13 protein-coding genes and 1 tRNA gene are annotated in these 15107 nt (G+C 72.7%); 6 read left to right on the top strand and 8 right to left on the bottom strand.

The genetic code is table 11. From position 1 onward, the window contains the following. The first annotated feature begins 25 nt into the window (after positions 1 to 25). Complete coding sequence (locus ACIOEW_RS05215) at positions 26 to 643, top strand: peptidase (RefSeq protein ID WP_362551517.1); 618 nt, start codon at positions 26 to 28, stop codon at positions 641 to 643. 317 nt (positions 644 to 960) lie between these two features. On the opposite strand, the gene ACIOEW_RS05210 is transcribed toward ACIOEW_RS05215, so the two are convergent. Both ACIOEW_RS05210 and ACIOEW_RS05205 read right to left on the bottom strand, forming a co-directional pair. Next, positions 961 to 1047, bottom strand: a tRNA-OTHER gene (locus ACIOEW_RS05210). A gap of 38 nt (positions 1048 to 1085) precedes the next feature. Beyond that, positions 1086 to 1817, bottom strand: coding sequence for a hypothetical protein (locus tag ACIOEW_RS05205; RefSeq protein WP_401961371.1), 732 nt, complete (start codon positions 1815 to 1817; stop codon positions 1086 to 1088). A 218-nt stretch (positions 1818 to 2035) separates the two neighbouring features. Between ACIOEW_RS05205 and ACIOEW_RS05200 the strand changes: the two genes are divergently transcribed. Next, complete coding sequence (locus tag ACIOEW_RS05200; RefSeq protein WP_401961368.1) at positions 2036 to 2587, top strand: DUF3574 domain-containing protein; 552 nt, start codon at positions 2036 to 2038, stop codon at positions 2585 to 2587. A gap of 114 nt (positions 2588 to 2701) precedes the next feature. Next, the gene (locus ACIOEW_RS05195) at positions 2702 to 3010 is read left to right on the top strand and encodes a hypothetical protein (RefSeq protein WP_362551511.1); all 309 of its coding nucleotides are present in this window, start codon (positions 2702 to 2704) and stop codon (positions 3008 to 3010) included. A 13-nt stretch (positions 3011 to 3023) separates the two neighbouring features. On the opposite strand, the gene ACIOEW_RS05190 is transcribed toward ACIOEW_RS05195, so the two are convergent. From ACIOEW_RS05190 to ACIOEW_RS05180, 3 genes are all read right to left on the bottom strand, one after another. Next, positions 3024 to 4346 carry an SWIM zinc finger family protein gene (locus ACIOEW_RS05190; RefSeq protein WP_401961365.1) on the bottom strand — a complete coding sequence of 441 codons (1323 nt, stop codon included), beginning with the start codon at positions 4344 to 4346 and terminating at the stop codon, positions 3024 to 3026. Further along, complete coding sequence (locus ACIOEW_RS05185; protein ID WP_401961363.1) at positions 4343 to 7303, bottom strand: DEAD/DEAH box helicase; 2961 nt, start codon at positions 7301 to 7303, stop codon at positions 4343 to 4345. Before ACIOEW_RS05185 ends, ACIOEW_RS05190 begins: the two co-directional genes overlap by 4 nt. 388 nt (positions 7304 to 7691) lie before the next feature. Continuing rightward, positions 7692 to 8744 carry an SPFH domain-containing protein gene (locus tag ACIOEW_RS05180; RefSeq protein ID WP_362551502.1) on the bottom strand — a complete coding sequence of 351 codons (1053 nt, stop codon included), beginning with the start codon at positions 8742 to 8744 and terminating at the stop codon, positions 7692 to 7694. A gap of 255 nt (positions 8745 to 8999) precedes the next feature. On the opposite strand from ACIOEW_RS05180, the gene ACIOEW_RS05175 reads away from it, so the two are divergent. Beyond that, positions 9000 to 9347, top strand: coding sequence for a hypothetical protein (locus tag ACIOEW_RS05175; RefSeq protein WP_401961360.1), 348 nt, complete (start codon positions 9000 to 9002; stop codon positions 9345 to 9347). 129 nt (positions 9348 to 9476) lie between these two features. Here the strand turns inward: ACIOEW_RS05175 and ACIOEW_RS05170 are convergent, their stop codons facing one another. From ACIOEW_RS05170 to ACIOEW_RS05160, 3 genes are all read right to left on the bottom strand, one after another. Next, entirely contained in the window at positions 9477 to 9932 is a 456-nt protein-coding gene (locus ACIOEW_RS05170; RefSeq protein ID WP_401961357.1) for a DoxX family protein, read from the bottom strand. A 108-nt stretch (positions 9933 to 10040) separates the two neighbouring features. After that, positions 10041 to 10736 carry a class I SAM-dependent methyltransferase gene (locus tag ACIOEW_RS05165; protein WP_401961355.1) on the bottom strand — a complete coding sequence of 232 codons (696 nt, stop codon included), beginning with the start codon at positions 10734 to 10736 and terminating at the stop codon, positions 10041 to 10043. 40 nt (positions 10737 to 10776) lie between these two features. Further along, the gene (locus ACIOEW_RS05160; protein WP_401961571.1) at positions 10777 to 11988 is read right to left on the bottom strand and encodes a PucR family transcriptional regulator; all 1212 of its coding nucleotides are present in this window, start codon (positions 11986 to 11988) and stop codon (positions 10777 to 10779) included. 186 nt (positions 11989 to 12174) lie between these two features. Between ACIOEW_RS05160 and ACIOEW_RS05155 the strand changes: the two genes are divergently transcribed. Further along, a complete protein-coding gene (locus ACIOEW_RS05155) occupies positions 12175 to 13074 on the top strand; it encodes an SGNH/GDSL hydrolase family protein (RefSeq protein ID WP_401961353.1) in 900 nt (299 codons plus the stop codon). A 3-nt stretch (positions 13075 to 13077) separates the two neighbouring features. Then, positions 13078 to 15069 carry a hypothetical protein gene (locus ACIOEW_RS05150; protein ID WP_401961351.1) on the top strand — a complete coding sequence of 664 codons (1992 nt, stop codon included), beginning with the start codon at positions 13078 to 13080 and terminating at the stop codon, positions 15067 to 15069. Positions 15070 to 15107 lie beyond the last annotated feature (38 nt).

Genomic DNA, 15107 nt, shown 5'->3' with positions numbered 1-15107 from the left:
CACCGGAGATGAACGGAGCCCGATCGTGAGCTGCCCCACCTGCCGGGTCCCCGTGCACACCCAGTTCGCCACGTTCGAGCTCGTCGGGCCGATCGTCGAGGGCGGGCTGGACCCGGCCTCCGACCCGGCCTGGGCGGACTCGGGCGCGAAGTCGCCTGCGGAATACGCCCGCTGGGCAGGTCATCTGTGCGGTGTGACCTGTCTGCGCATGGCGCTCGGCGCCGGCGCCCCGTCACTGTTCGCGCTGCGGGACGGAGCACTGGAGTACGGCGCGTACACCGAGGACGGCGACGGCGGGATCCGGGGACTGGTCTACGCCCCGTTCGCCACGTACGTACGCGAGAAGCACGGACTGGAAGCCACGGTCCACCGCCATCTCGCACCGGCGGAGATCCTGGACCTGCTGGACGAGGGCCGGTCCGTCATGGCGTCGGTGCACTACGCGATCCGCCATCCGCGGCGGCCCGCACCGGGGCGCGGTGGCCACCTGGTGCTCCTGACGTCCCGCACGGCCGACGGGACGGGCGTCCACTTCCACAACCCGTCCGGCACGACCGCCGCGACCCGGACGGCGGAGCTGCCGCTGGCCGGCTTCGAGCGCTTCTTCGCCGGCCGAGGCGTGTCTCTGCGCGCGACGGTATGACGCGCGCGGCCCGGAACGGGAGCGGGCCCGGGGGCGTAGCCGGCCCCCGGGCCCTGTGATTGCCGCCTGTACGGCACGCCGACACTTTTAAAGGTCCCGTGTCAGTCTGATGTCGCCGCGTCCTGCCTTTAGACGACCACGGATCGAAGCTCCGCGGGCCGGAGTCGAACCGGCATCTCGACGCGCACGGGCACGGGCCCGGTCGATTCGGCGATAGGCGGCGCATGCTGAGTCTGGAGCAAGAGTCTGAGATTGATCGCGGCCTGCCTCTGCCAGTTGGGCCACCCCGGCCCGCATCCGTACGAGAGGTACGGAAGTGCCGGGGGGAGGACTCGAACCTCCACTTGAACCGCGTCTTCACGACAAACTTCAGTGTCAGCTTTGCGCTCCTCGCGCACCCCGGCCGCGTCGACCGCCGCCGGGGATTCCATGGTCGGTCACCTCATCCGAAGAGGTAACCGAAGACCGCATCACCCACCCGCTGGTCCGTGACGTCCACGCCGTTGGCCTCCTCGCGGGCGAACTTGACGGCCTGCTGGAGCTTCTCCACCCGGTCGAGCAGTTCGTTGATCCGCCGTGCGGGCAGCGCCCCGGAGAACTTCACGGTCGTCCAGTAGCCGATCGGGATGTCCTCGTAGTACACCTCGACCTGCGCCGGGTGCTTCTCGGTGGCCTCCGCCTTCACGTGGTTGCGGGGCACCTTCCTGGTCCGCAGGGTCCGCACCGGCTCGGTCTTCCAGGAGTCCGTCGACGGGTCCTGGGCCCACGCCTCGGAGGCGTCGAGCACCGGGAGCTTGCGGATGAAGGTGTTGATGTCCGTGAGCTGCTTCTCCAGGAAGAGCAGATACGACACCGGCACGCCGCTCACCAGGACGCGGCCGTCGACCGAGACGTCGGCGCGGGCCGCACAGTTCGCCCAGTCCTTCGTGGCGGTCACGTCGAAGAGGCGGGTGAGGGTCGCCGCGGTCTCCCGCAGCACGTCCTCGGCCTTGATCTGCACGAGGGTCGACTCGGGCGGCAGCTGCTCGCCCTCCTCGTCCTTCGGCTGGTAGGTCCGGGAGAGCCCGGCCAGCAGACCGGCCTTCTGGAGGCCGTGATGCGCCGCCGTCAGGTCCTGGTGAGCCTTGGACTTGACGCCCTTCTCCACTGCGATGATCTGATTGAGTTTCGCCACGTCCAGGAATCTAGCAACAGCAACACGGGCCGCACCAGCGGTTTTTGCCGCACTGCGGTGCGCCCGGTGTGCCTGCCTGCTGCGCCCGCGCGCCCGCCCGTTCGGGTGGTTTCCGTACGACGCCCATGTTCCGCCGTCGGCCTGCGGGAGCGGCTTGCCACAGTGAGCCCCACGCGTCCTGCGTCTCTCCCCGCACCTGGAACGAAGGGCCTCCCCCCATGTCTCGCCTTCCCCGCTTCACCGGCGCGATGAACCCGGCCGCCCCGGGCTCCCCCGATGTCTCCCCGGACGTCCGGCACCGCCCGCGGCGCCGGGCCGCACTCGCCGCGGCCACGGCCGGCCTCGCGGTCCTGGCCGTGGGCACACCGGTCGCGTACGCCACGCTCGGCGCAAGCTCCCCCTCGGACCCCAGGCCGGCCACGGCGGCAGCGGTGCGCGGCAAGGACTACGTCGAGACACGGCTGTTCTTCGGCACCGAACGCCCCGATGGTGGATCTGATGTGACCGACCAGCAGTTCCTGGACTTCATCGACGCGGAAGTCACTCCGCGCTTCCCGAACGGGCTGACCATCCAGGACGGCCGGGGGCAGTGGCGGGACTCCAACGGGGTCATCGAGCGGGAGCGCAGCTACGAACTGACGCTGCTCTACCCGGCGTCCGAAGCCCGGGTGCGCGACCCGCAGATCGAGCGGATCCGCAACGCGTACGAGAAGGCGTACGCCCAGGACTCGGTGGCACGACTGGAGGAGCGCACGACGGCGGACTTCTGAGATGCCGGACGGCGGACTCCTCGCTGCCCGCCCGACGCAGTTCCTGAGCCGTCGGATACTGTTCCGCGGCCGGGTGCCGGGGCACCGGACGTCGACCAGCAGGGAGCACTCCAAATGGGCACGCCCGTACGTCACTTCACCGCGACGACCGAGCAGGGTCAGGTCTTCACGGTCAACCTCGAGCGGGACTTCCGGTACGACCCGTACCGCGACTTCCTCGTCTGTACGCACTGCGACTGGTCGCCGTCGCTCCTGACGACCCGGCGGATCATCGACATGGCCGGCGAGCACCTGACGTCCGTCCACCACGCCGGCCGGGGGCTGGCGCAGCAGGACAACGAGTCGTTCCGCAAAGCGCGGCTCATGATGCTGCCTGTCGTCGCCGTGCTGCTGATCGGTCTGCTGATCTTCCTGAACAACTGACCCGCCGGCCGGGTCAGCCGCCGCTGAGCTCCAGGAGCGCGCCCACCGGGTCGGAGTCCGGGGCGGCCCTGGGCCACCACTCGTCCTCGCCGGGGTCGGACTCGTAGCCGTACCACCGGCCGTCGTGGCCGAAGCGGAGCTGGAGCGTGCCACCGGGGTGGGTCAGGTGGTTGCGCCACGGCTGGAAGCGCGGGAAGCCGGCCGCCGCAAGGGCCGGGCGGGCGCGGTCGAACGGGCCGGCCGGGGGGTCCCACGGCGTCTCCAGGACGGCGAGCCCCTCGGCTCCGCCCTGGCGCCAGGCGGCCACGGCCCGGGCCAGGTCGGTGGTGTTGCGGCCGGTGGCGGATGCCAGCTCGCGGTAGAGGGCGCGAGTGGTGGCGGTGAGTCCGGCCGTGGGGCGGGCCGCTGCCAGCCGGACCGCGTCCTGCCAGGCGGTGAGCCCGGCCAGCGGGTCGGCGCCGGTGGCCAGCAGCGCGTGGGCGCGGGCGGCCGCGTCGGTGGCGAGCTGGTCGAGAGCGAGCGGGTCCCGGGCGCCGGGGAACTCCGGGTACGAGGGCGGCTGGCCCTGATGCGGTTCCAACGGGAACGGGGCGGGCAACGGCGGCAGGAAGCGGTCGGCGAGCGCCTCCCGCGCCGGTACGGACGGGGCGGCGGGCGCCGCGGGCCGCTCCCGCGCGGAGTGTGCGGCATTGCGGCGGCCCAGGTCCTCCAGGAGTTCGCGCTCGCCCCGGCCGCGCAGCAGCAGGAGGACGAACGGGTCGGCGTCCAGGAGGCGGCCCATCTGGTAGCAGAGTGCCGCGACGTGCTTGCACGGCCAGCCGTGGTCGGGGCAGGAACAGCTGGGGTCGAGGTCGTTCGCCGCGGGGAGCAGGGTGACGCCGGCGGCGGCGGCCGTGTCGGCGAGGGAGTGCGGCATCTCCTTGGCGAGCAGCGTGGCGAGATGGCCGGGGCGGGCGGCGACCGCGTCGAGGAAGGTGTCCCAGTCGGGGTCGGTGAGCGTGCGCAGCCGGAGCTCCGCGCGGTAGGGGCGGGGGCGGCTGCCGTGCACGTAGGCGACGACGCGCCCCGGGGTGACGGTGACCGCGGCGACGTTCCCGCTGTCCGCGTACGCGCGTCCGCGGGCGAGCCTCGGCGCGTCCATCGAGAGGTCCTCCAGAGCCGTCACCCAGGCCCGGCCCCACCAGCTGTCCGCGAACGGCTCGTCGTCGCCGGTCGTACGCGCGGGCACGGCCTCGAAGGTCCGCCGCAGGTCGTCGGGGCCCGGGCGGGACCGGGCGCCGGGCCGCGGATCGGGGCGGCCGGCGGCCGGCGGCCCGGAGGCGGGGCGGGGGCTCATGACGGCCTCCGGAGCGAGACGAGGTCGGCCAGGTCGTGGTCGCTGAGCTCGGTCAGCGCGGTCTCCCCGGTGCCGAGCACGGCGTCGGCCAGCGCCCGCTTGGCCAGCAGCATCTCGCCGATCCGGTCCTCGACGGTGCCCTCCGCGATCAGCCGGTGCACCTGGACCGGCTGGGTCTGCCCGATGCGGTAGGCGCGGTCCGTGGCCTGCTCCTCGACGGCCGGGTTCCACCAGCGGTCGTAGTGGATGACATGGGCGGCGCGGGTGAGGTTCAGCCCGGTGCCGGCGGCCTTGAGGGAGAGCAGGAAGACCGGCACCTCGCCGGACTGGAAGCGGTCCACCATCCGTTCCCGCTCGGGCACCGGCGTACCGCCGTGCAGGAGCTGCGAGGGGATCGCGCGCGAGGTGAGATGCGCGGAGAGCAGCCGGGCCATCGTCACGTACTGGGTGAAGATGAGCACCGAGCCGTCCTCGGCGAGGATCGTGTCGAGGAGTTCGTCGAGCAGGGCGAGCTTTCCGGAGCGGCCGGCGAGGCGGGTCGGCTCCTCCTTCAGATACTGCGCGGGGTGGTTGCAGATCTGCTTGAGGGAGGCCAGCAGCTTCATGATCAGGCCGCGCCTGGCGATGCCCTCCGAGGCCTCGATGTACGCCATGGTCTCGCGCACCGTGGCCTCGTAGAGCGTGGCCTGTTCGCGGGTGAGGAAGACGGGGTGGTCGGTCTCCGTCTTGGGCGGCAGCTCGGGGGCGATGCCGGGGTCCGACTTCTTGCGGCGCAGCAGGAAGGGCCGGACCAGCCGGGAGAGCCTCTCCACCGCTTCGTCGTTGGCGATCCCGGCAGCGGTTCCGGTGTTCTCCACGATGCGGGCGTGGCGGGCCCGGAACGCCTTGAGGGGGCCGAGCAGCCCGGGGGTGGTCCAGTCGAGCAGCGCCCAGAGCTCGGAGAGGTTGTTCTCGACGGGGGTGCCGGTCAGGGCGACCCGGGCCGGCGACGGGATGGTGCGCAGCGCCTTCGCCGTGGAGGAGTGCGGGTTCTTCACGTGCTGTGCCTCGTCGGCGACGACCAGTCCCCAGCTGTGGGCGGCCAGTTCGGCTGCGCTGGAGCGCATCGTGCCGTATGTGGTGAGGACGAAGCCGCCGTCGGGCTCGGCGAGGGTGCGGTCGGCGCCGTGGAACCGCCGGACGGGGACGCCGGGTGCGAAACGGTTGATCTCCCGGTGCCAGTTGCCCAGCAGCGAGGCGGGGCAGATCACCAGGGTCGGCGCGGGGTGGGCGCGGTGCAGATGGAGGGCGATGAGGGTGATCGTCTTGCCGAGGCCCATGTCGTCGGCGAGGCAGCCGCCGAGGCCCAGCGACGTCATCCGGTCCAGCCAGGCCAGACCGCGCAGCTGGTAGTCGCGGAGGGTGGCATCGAGGCCGGGCGGCGGCGCGATGAGAGTGTCGTCCTCGACGATGCGGGCGCGCAGCGCTGCCAGCGCTCCGACCGGCACCGCCTCGACCTGCTCGCCGTCCACCTCGGCACTGCCGGTCAGGGCGACGGCCAGTGCGTCCACCGGGTCGAGCAGTCCCAGCTCCCGCTTGCGTGCCTTGCGTACGAGAGCGGGGTCGACGACGACCCATTGGTCGCGCAGCCGCACCACGGGCCGGTGCGCCTCGGCGAGCACGTCCATCTCTGCCTCGGTCAGCTTCTGGTCCCCCAGCGAGAGCTGCCAGTTGAACGCGAAGAGCTGTTCGGCGTCGAAGAAGGAGGTGCCGTCGGTGGCTGAGCCGGGGGCCGGCCGTACGACCGCCTCGGCGGTGAGGGAGCGGGCGAGCTCCCGGGGCCAGTGCACGCTCACCCCGGCAGCCGACAGCCGTGCCCCGCCGGCGCCCAGCAACTCCTGCAACTCGTCCTCGGTGAGGGCCAGCACGTCGGGGACGGGCTGATCCAGCAGCCGTTCCAGCGGGGCCCATACGCGGGCGGCGCGGCGCAGGGCGAGCACGGCGTCGATCCGGGAGCGCGGGCCGAAGGGCTCGCCCGCCGTGCCGTTCCACAGGGCGGCCGCGTCGACGACGTAGGTGGGGTCGGCGAGGCTGTGCACCTGGGTGATGGCGGCGCCGGCATGCCGCGCGGCGGCCGGCGTGCGGCCGCCGGTCGCGTCGTCGGCCGCACCGGCCCTGTCATCGGCGCCGGTCGTGTCGAAGAGCTCGTAAGCGGACAGGTCCAGGCGCAGCGACACCCGTACGCCCGCGTCCAGTCCGGCCGCGACCTCCACCGCCCACTCCCGGGCGCCGGGCAGGTGCCTGGCCTCCCGGGCCGCGAACGGGGCCCCCATCGCGAAGGCGGCCGCGGGGGTCCGGGGCAGGGTGTCGGCCACCGCGTCGAGGAAGGAGCCGATGAGCGGCTCGGGGTCGGGGACCTGGAGGGGCGTGCGGTCCGGGAAGGGGATCGCGTAGCCATCGGCGGGCATGGCCGCGGCGACGGCACGCAGGTGGGCGACGTCCGCGGCGTCACGCGGTCCGGCCCGCCAGGCGTCGTGGTCGTCGGCGGTCAGCCCGGGAAGCATCCGGCCGCGGGACACCAGGTGCAGCGCGTGCAGGGTGGCGGCACCCCAGCAGCGGGTGGCGGGGTGGGCGGACCGCTGGTGGCGGGCACGGGCCAGCAGGGGCACGGCCTCGGCCACCGGGAGCAGCAGGGCCGGCACGGTGCTCCGGCGGACGTCCCCCTGCTCGCCGTGGTGCCGGACGACCGTGATCTCGGAGGTCCGCACGCCCGAGCCGTCCGCCTCGGCGGGTCCGGCAGTGCCTGCCGGGGCCACGGCGCCGGGCCCCCACAGGTCGCCCGGCTCGGGCAGCGGGTGCCCTTCCGGGTCCCAGAACGCGATGCGCCCCTCGCGCGGGAGCGCGGCGGGCAGGAAGACCGCGGCACAGCGCAGCAGGCGGCCGACGGCCGCGTCCTGCGGCGACGGTGCGATACCCACCGGCCCCTCCCCTTCCTGTCCGGGCCCCGCTCATGAGCCCTTGCGCCCCCGGTCTTCCCTGCCTGGTCAAGCCCGGCAGGACGGAAACCCTCTGACTCGCGAGTCTAGGCGGGGGGACTGACAGCGGACCGGCCGCCGCCGTGCCCGCAGCTCGTACGGGGTCGGGCAGCGACCGGAGAATCGGGTCCGGGGTCGTGCCTGGCAGGCGCCCCGGCCGGCCCATGGCGAGCAGTGGGGGCGGTGTCCGGCGAGTGACCGGGCCCGCGCCCGGCAAGCGGCCGGGGCAGCGCCCGGCGCGTGACCGGCTCCGTGCCAAGGCAGGCAGGCGGTCAGGTCAGGTCAGGTCATTGTCCGGCAGACGACCGGTTCTGCCTGGCAAACGACCGGGTCAGTGCCTGGCGAGTGGCTTCGAGCCGGTGGGACGGGGCCTCCCGGAAGCCGGGGCCGACTTCGTCGGCGTGGCGGGGCGCAGACGACCGGGGCCCGACGCCGGTGGCTCGGAGGAGGCGGGCGCCGACGGCTCGGCCGACGGGGGTGCGGGCTCCGCCGACCCGCTCGACGCCTCCGGTCCACGGTCGCCACGGTGCTCGTCCGGTGCACGGTCCACGGACTGCGGCACCGGCTGGGTGGGCTGCTGCTCTTGTTGTTGCTGCTGCGCGATCTGCTGCTGTTGCGGTGCCGGCTGCTGCGCCCGCTCCAGGAAGCGGAGCAGCTCCACCGGGAACGGCAGCACCAGGGTGGAGTTCTTCTCCGCCGCCACCGCCACCACGGTCTGCAACAGCCTCAGCTGCAACGCGGCGGGCTGGGCGGACATCTCCGATGCCGCCTCGGCCAGCTTCTTGGACGCCTGGAGTTCCGCGTCCGCGTTGATGACCCGGGCGCGCCGCTCACGGTCGGCCTCCGCCTGACGGGCCATGGAGCGTTTCATCGTCTCCGGCAGCGAGACGTCCTTGATCTCGACCCGGTCGATCTGCACGCCCCACCCGACCGCGGGGCTGTCGATCATCAGCTCCAGGCCCTGGTTGAGCTTCTCCCTGTTGGAGAGCAGATCGTCCAGATCGCTCTTGCCGATGATCGAACGCAACGACGTCTGCGCCATCTGCGAGACGGCGAACCGGTAGTCCTCCACCTCGACGACCGCGCTCGCCGCGTCGACCACCTTGAAGTAGATGACCGCGTCCACACGCACGGTGACGTTGTCCCGGGTGATCCCGTCCTGCGCCGGCACGGGCATGGTCACGATCTGCATGTTGACCTTGCGCAACCGCTCGACGCCGGGCAGCACCATGGTGAATCCGGGTCCTCGGATGTCGGCACGGAGCCGGCCGAGTCTGAGCACCACGCCCCGTTCGTACTGCTTGACGACCCGGGCGGCCGCCGCCGTGTAGACGGCACCCGCCGATACCGCCGCGACCGCTGCGATCAAGAGCTCCTGGACCATGACGGCCCCCTGCCATCCGGAAGTACCGGAACATCTGCTTCACGCCGTAATCAGCGCTATTACCACGTTATGCCCCCATTGAACAGCGAGCGAACCTCGGCCCGCCCTCCCGTCCCCCGCCCGGCCGCTTCCCGGATGCCGCGCCCGCCGTGAGCGGGCAGGGTGACCAGCGTCAGCACGTCCCTCCGTGGCGTACGGGGGTGGCGTGACGGAGTGCGTACGGATGAGCCGGACGAGACAGACGAGGACCCGCCCATGCCCGTGATCGACCATCGACGCCGCCGTCTCGGCATCGCAGCCGGGACCGCGCTCCTGACCCTCACCGTCGCAGGCTGTTCGGGCCTCGGCCGGACCGCCGTGGGTCCGGTCATCTACACCACCGAACGGGACGCCGTGGTCCTGGTGAACAGTCCCTCCGTGAAGGGATGCCACCGGCTCGCACCCGCGGGCGCCAGGGAAGTCGTCAACGAGACCCTGATCGACATCATCCTGTACCGCACGAGGGACTGCACCGGCCCGGGAACGACGTATCTCGCGACCACGCTCTCCGACGTCAACGCAGCCAGCGCGCTGCCCTGGCGCAGCTTCAGCACCGTCCACTGACCCGCCGGGCCCGCAGGTCTGCCAGGCCCGGCAGGTCCGCCGAGTCCCTCAGGTCCGGCCGCCGGACCCCTCAGGTTCACCGGGCCCGGCGGCCACGGGAGCGCGGCGCCACCGGGTGCCCGCACCGTCTCAGGCGCCGCGGCGGACCAGTGCGATCAGTGCCGCCGTTCCGGCCCGGCGGTCCCGGGCGATCAGGGCCATCACCACGATGAGCACTGCGGGCATGACCGCGTTCGGCGGGTCGAGCAGTGTCAACTGGACGATCGACGCCCCTGCCAGCAGTCCGCAGAAGGCGATGGCCGCCACCCCGGCCAGGACCGGGACCAGCAGCGCGATCGCCCCGGCCGTCTCCAGCCCACCGATGGCGTACATCGCACCGTGGCTCCAGCCCATCCGGCCGAAGGACTCGACGGCGGACTCATGGGCGATCAGCTTGGCGATCCCGCTGAAGCCCAGGAAGAGGGCGAGGGCGTACCGCGCCACACTCAGCGCGACGGCACCCCGGCCACGGCTGCCGACGGCGGTGGCGGGGGAAGCGGGGGCGGAGGCGGCCGGCGTGGCTGCGGCCGTCGTGATCTCGGACATGGCGGTCTCCTCGGGGAAGCGGTGCGCGGTGTCGCTCACACAAGGTCAGACCGGCTCCCGGCCGGCAACTCATCGCTCCGCAGCCCGTTGATTCGCCCTGCCGCCCGGTTACCCGGCCACGGCCCGCACCCAGACGCCGTCGTCCGTGAGATAGCGGTCCACCCGCAGTCCGGCCGCCTCCAGATGGCCCTCGAACTGTTCCTTCGACAGCGGACGCGCGAGGAACGTCTGCGACCAGCGCGCGTCGTCGAAGTCGTACTCGGCGCGCACGGAACGCACCCCGTCCCCGACCGGATCCGAGGAGACGATCCGGGTCGTGTACCCGGCCGGATGTACGCGCTCGCGCGGCAGTTCCGTGTGGTAGCCCTCTCCCTCGCGCTGGATGAGCACCACTCCGCCGTCGCGCACGTATCTCCGGCAGGTCCGCAGCAGCCCGTCCCGCACCCGGTGGTCGCCCGCATGCACCAGGAAGGACGCCAGCACGACCACGTCGAAGGTCTCGTCACCGAGGTCCAGGGACTCGATGGGGCTCTGCACCGTACGCGCGCCGCGCACCCGCTCCAGCATCTGCGCCGACTCGTCCACCGCCGTGACATCGAAGCCGCGGTCGACCAGCGGGTGCGTCACCCGGCCCGCGCCGCAGCCCAGTTCGAGGATGCCCGATCCGGCGGGGACGGACGCGGCGATGACGTCCGGTTCGTCACCGACGGCGAGGCGGGTGTACAACTCGACCGCGCACCCGTCCGGGGTGATCGCGCCGGGACCCGTGCCTGAATAGCCCTCACGTACCACTCGTCCGCTCATACCCGGCCGAACGAACGGTCGGCACCCGCCGTTCCCGCGCTCACACCGAACGGCGCGCGACCAGGGCCGCGTTGAGGTGCTGCAGGTCCGTGGGACGGGCCGGGGAAAGGCCGGTCAGCCGGCCGATGCGGCGGATGCGGTAGTCGACGGTGTTCGGGTGCACGTGCAGCGCGGCCGCCGCCGCCCGGCGGTCCAGACCGTTGGCGAGATACGTCTCCAGCGTGTGCAGCAGCTCCGGTTTCGCCTCCAGCGGCTGGAGCAGCCGCGCCAGCCCGTTCAGGGCCGCGCTCGGCCTGCTCAGCTGGTACTCCAGCAGGACGTCGGCCAGCCGGTACAGACCGGCGGGCCGTCCGGTGCGGGCGACGAGGTCGACGATCTCGGCGTTACGGGCCACGGCGGCCGGCACCGCTGCCGGTTCCGTGGTCTCCGCGGCCGCGACGACCGGGACACCCGCGGCCCGGGTGGCTTCGGCGATCAGGTCGCACAGACCGCCCGGCCCGCTCCACGGCGGCGGCTCGGCGACGGGCAGCAGGACCGTGCCGCCGGTCTCGTCGAGGGCGGTCAGCGCGGTCGTACCGGCGAACCGGTCCAGGGCCGTGCGGATCCGGCGGATCTTGCGGCGGGCCGCCACCCCGGTACCGGGGCCCGGCGCCTGCCCCACCTCGTCGTCATGACGGCCGAGTGCGAGCGTCATCGTCAGATACCGGCCGGCCGGGCGCAGTCCGGTACGCCGGGCGAAGCGGTCCAGGTCCTCACCCGTCAGCAGGGCCGCCATCAGGGCGTGCCGGCCGCCGTGTTCCTGGCTGTCCAGGATCTGCCGGGCCTCCAGATAGGCCCCGCTCACCGCGGAGGTCAGCTGCTGCTGGAGAACCATGATGCGGTTCATGATCTCCAGTACGGCCGGCAGGTCTCCGGGGACGGCGTCCTGAGCGGTCTCCTCCCAGCACATCCCGATGCCCACCTGGTACGCGGTGAGGATGGCGTCCAGCGGCACGCCCTCCTCGGCCCGCTGGGCCGCCGAGTCCCGCTGCTGGGCCAGTTCGGCGTCGGTGGCGGGTCTGCGGTGCTCGACGACATCGGCGAAGAGCCGCAGATTGTGCTGCACGATGTCCGCGATGTCGCCGGCGATCTCCTCGTGCGGCAGTTCGGCGTAGACCGGCAGATCGCTGAGCAGCCGGGCGACGACGCGGGCGGTCAGGGCGGGGGCACGGGCCCGCAACTGGGCTGCCACCGGACGGCCGCCGATGCACAACGGCCGCTGCGCATCGGCCCGCCGGTCCTCGCGTCCGCCCGTCAGAGCAACACGCCCTTTGTCATGCGTCACAAAAGCCCCCGCGGAAGTCTGCGTTACCCACCAGTTAAACGACGGCGTCCGAGTCTGCATGATGACCGGCGACACCCGCCATGCCCCCACCTCGCCCCACCATCGGAGGTCGCCGTGAACTCGCCCCGCAACAAAGCATTCTGTCGAACCGTCAGAGCATCTGTGACTGCGCTCGCACTGGCCGGACTGGCCATCGGAACGGGCGCTTCCGGCGCCTCGGCGGCGGGCGACGACACCACGTCGTACGTCGCGCTCGGCGACTCGATGGCCTCCGGTCCCCTCATCCCGGGCATCACGGGCCCGGTGGCCTGCGGCCGTTCCACGCACAACTACGCGCACGAGCTGGCCGCGAGCATCGGCGCCTCGCTGCGTGACGTCACCTGCAGCGGGGCCAAGTCCAAGCACATGACGGAGAAGCAGCCGCTCTCCCTGCTCGACATCCCGATGGGATCGGCGCCGCCCCAGTTCGACGCCCTGCGAGCGGACACCGACCTGGTGACGCTGACGATCGGCGGGAACGACGCCGGTCTGGTCGGCATCGCGCAGGACTGCATGACGCTCGACCCGACCGCCACCCCGTGCAAGGACAAGCTGACCGAGGGCGGGGTGGACCAGGTGGCACAGCGCATCGCGGAGTTCGCGCCCCGGCTGGCCGCCGTCCTGGACGGGATCCACCAGCGTTCGCCGCAGGCCCGCGTGATCGTCACGGGCTACGGGCTCTACATCAAGCCGGGCGGCTGCTGGCCGCTGCAGCCCGTGCTCCCGGTGGACGCCGACTTCCTCCAGGGCAGCGTCGACCGGATGAACACGGTGATCGCCGGGCAGAGCGCCGCCCACGGCGCCGAGTACGTCGACGTCGCCGCCCCCAGCAAGGGCCACGACGCCTGCCAGGCCCCCTCGGACAAGTGGGTCGAGGGGTACGTGCCGACCGCGGCAGCGGCCCCGCTGCACCCCAACCAGCAGGGTGAGGCGGCCTACGCCCGCATCATCGGCGCGCACCTCCAGGGGAACTGACCCGTGCGGCAGCGGCTGCTCAACGGCCTGCTCGCGGCGGCGCTCGGCGCGGCCGCCCTCCTCGCCCCGCCCGCCCAAGCGGCTCCGGCGGGCCACCCGACGGAGCGGGGCTGCGATCCGCTGGCAGTCGTCGAGTGCCTGCTGCCGTTCCCCAACGACTGGTACACCCGGCCGGACCCGGACACCGACACGGGCCGCCGGGTGGACTTCGCCACCGCCGTACTGCCCCGCGCCACGACCGGGCTGCCCATCGACCCGGCCGCCTGGAACCGGTCCGACGGCTTCTCCCCCGGCTCCGCTCTCATCGCCCAGGTGCCGGGCCTGGACCTGGCGGCCACCGGTGCGGCGCCGCTCACCGGCATCGGCCGCTCCCTCGACCGGGACGCCCCGGTCGTACTCCTGGACACCACGACCGGTGAGCGGTGGCCGTACTGGGCCGAGCTCGACGCCAACGCCGCGGACCCCGGGCGCCAGGCACTGCTGATCCACCCCGCCCGCAATTTCCGCGACGGCCACCACTACGCCGTGGCCCTGCGCCACCTCAAGGACGGTGCGGGCCGCACGATCCCGGCGGCCGCCCCGTTCGCCGCCGTCGCCGGCGAGCGGCTCCCCGCCCACGATCCGCTGCGCGCCCGGCAGGACCGGCTCCGCCCCGCCCTCACGGCCCTGCACAGGGCCGGCGTCATGACCGAAGGGCTCCATCTGGCCTGGGACTTCACCGTCGCCTCCACGCGCAGCCTCACCGGGGACCTCTTCACCATCCGCGACGACGCGTTCCGCCGCCTCGGCAACCGATCGCCCGGCTTCACCGTCACCGGCGTCACCGACTTCACCGCCGCCCAGGACGCCCGGATCGCCCGCGAGGTCACCGGACAGATCACCGTACCCAGCTATCTCAGCCTGCCGGGCGGCCCTCCCGGCTCCGTCCTGAACCGAGACCACGACGGCGTACCCCGCCGGCTGCACCTCAACACCCAGCTCGCCGCGTTCCGTTGCGAGATCCCCCGCTCGGCCTTCCATACCCCCTCCCGTCCCTCCCTCTACGGACACGGGCTGCTGGGCTCCCGCTCCGAGGTCGGCGCGGGCAACGTCAAGGACATGGCGGCCGAGCACAACTTCACGTTCTGCGCCACGGACTGGGCCGGCATGGCCAAGGAGGACATCCCCGTCGTCCTCGGCGCGCTCGCCGACCCGAACCTCTTCCCGGCCGTTCCCGAGCGCAGCGAACAGGGCATGCTGAACGCCCTGTTCCTCGGCCGCGCCCTGATCCACTCCAAGGGTCTGGGCAGCGACGCAGCGTTCCGCACCGCCGACGGCCGTCCGCTCGTCGACACCCGGCACGGCCTCGCGTACGACGGGAACAGCCAGGGCGGCATCCTCGGCGGCGCCCTGGTCGCCGCCTCGCCCGACATCCGGCGCGGCGTCCTGGGCGTCACCGCCATGAACTACGGGCTGCTCCTGAACCGGAGCGCCGACTTCGCACCGTTCCAGCAGGTCCTGGACGTGGCCTACCCGGACAGGCTGCACCAGCAGCTCGTCCTCCAGCTGTTCCAGATGGTGTGGGACCGCGGCGAGACGAACGCGTACGCGAACCACCTCACCGACCACCACCAGGTGCTGATGCACATCGCCTACGGGGACCACCAGGTCGCGAACGCGGCGGCCGACGTGGAGGCGCGCACGATCGGTGCCCGTCTGCTGTCCCCCGCGGTCGCCGCCGGCCGGAGCCCGGACACCGTCCCGCACTGGGGCATCCGCCGCATCACCTCCGGTCAACTGCCCTACCGGGGCTCGGCCATGACCGTCTGGGACAGCGGCACCCCCACACCCCCGCTCACCAACACCCCGCCCACCGGTCCCGATTACGGCCACGACCCGCACGAGGATCCCCGCAACTCGCCCGCCGCGCGTCAGCAGAAGGCCACCTTCCTGACCACCGGCCGTGTCATCAATGTCTGCGGCACCACCCCGTGCACCGCCACACCGACCTCCTGACGCCCCCCTCCCCGCCGGGCACGACCTCCCGCGGGGGA

This window comes from Streptomyces sp. NPDC087901 (assembly GCF_044742205.1).
GTDB lineage: Bacteria > Actinomycetota > Actinomycetes > Streptomycetales > Streptomycetaceae > Streptomyces.
This window is presented reverse-complemented; position numbering and strand designations above follow the sequence as displayed.

Excerpts from the sequence above, each read along its gene's own strand:
- ACIOEW_RS05170 (WP_401961357.1), bottom strand. The coding sequence starts at position 9,932 with ATGTCCGAGATCACGACGGCCGCAGCCACGCCGGCCGCCTCCGCCCCC.
- ACIOEW_RS05200 (WP_401961368.1), top strand. The coding sequence starts at position 2,036 with ATGTCTCGCCTTCCCCGCTTCACCGGCGCGATGAACCCGGCCGCCCCG.
- ACIOEW_RS05180 (WP_362551502.1), bottom strand. The coding sequence starts at position 8,744 with ATGGTCCAGGAGCTCTTGATCGCAGCGGTCGCGGCGGTATCGGCGGGT.
- ACIOEW_RS05165 (WP_401961355.1), bottom strand. The coding sequence starts at position 10,736 with ATGAGCGGACGAGTGGTACGTGAGGGCTATTCAGGCACGGGTCCCGGC.
- ACIOEW_RS05195 (WP_362551511.1), top strand. The coding sequence starts at position 2,702 with ATGGGCACGCCCGTACGTCACTTCACCGCGACGACCGAGCAGGGTCAG.
- ACIOEW_RS05175 (WP_401961360.1), top strand. The coding sequence starts at position 9,000 with ATGCCCGTGATCGACCATCGACGCCGCCGTCTCGGCATCGCAGCCGGG.
- ACIOEW_RS05190 (WP_401961365.1), bottom strand. The coding sequence starts at position 4,346 with ATGAGCCCCCGCCCCGCCTCCGGGCCGCCGGCCGCCGGCCGCCCCGAT.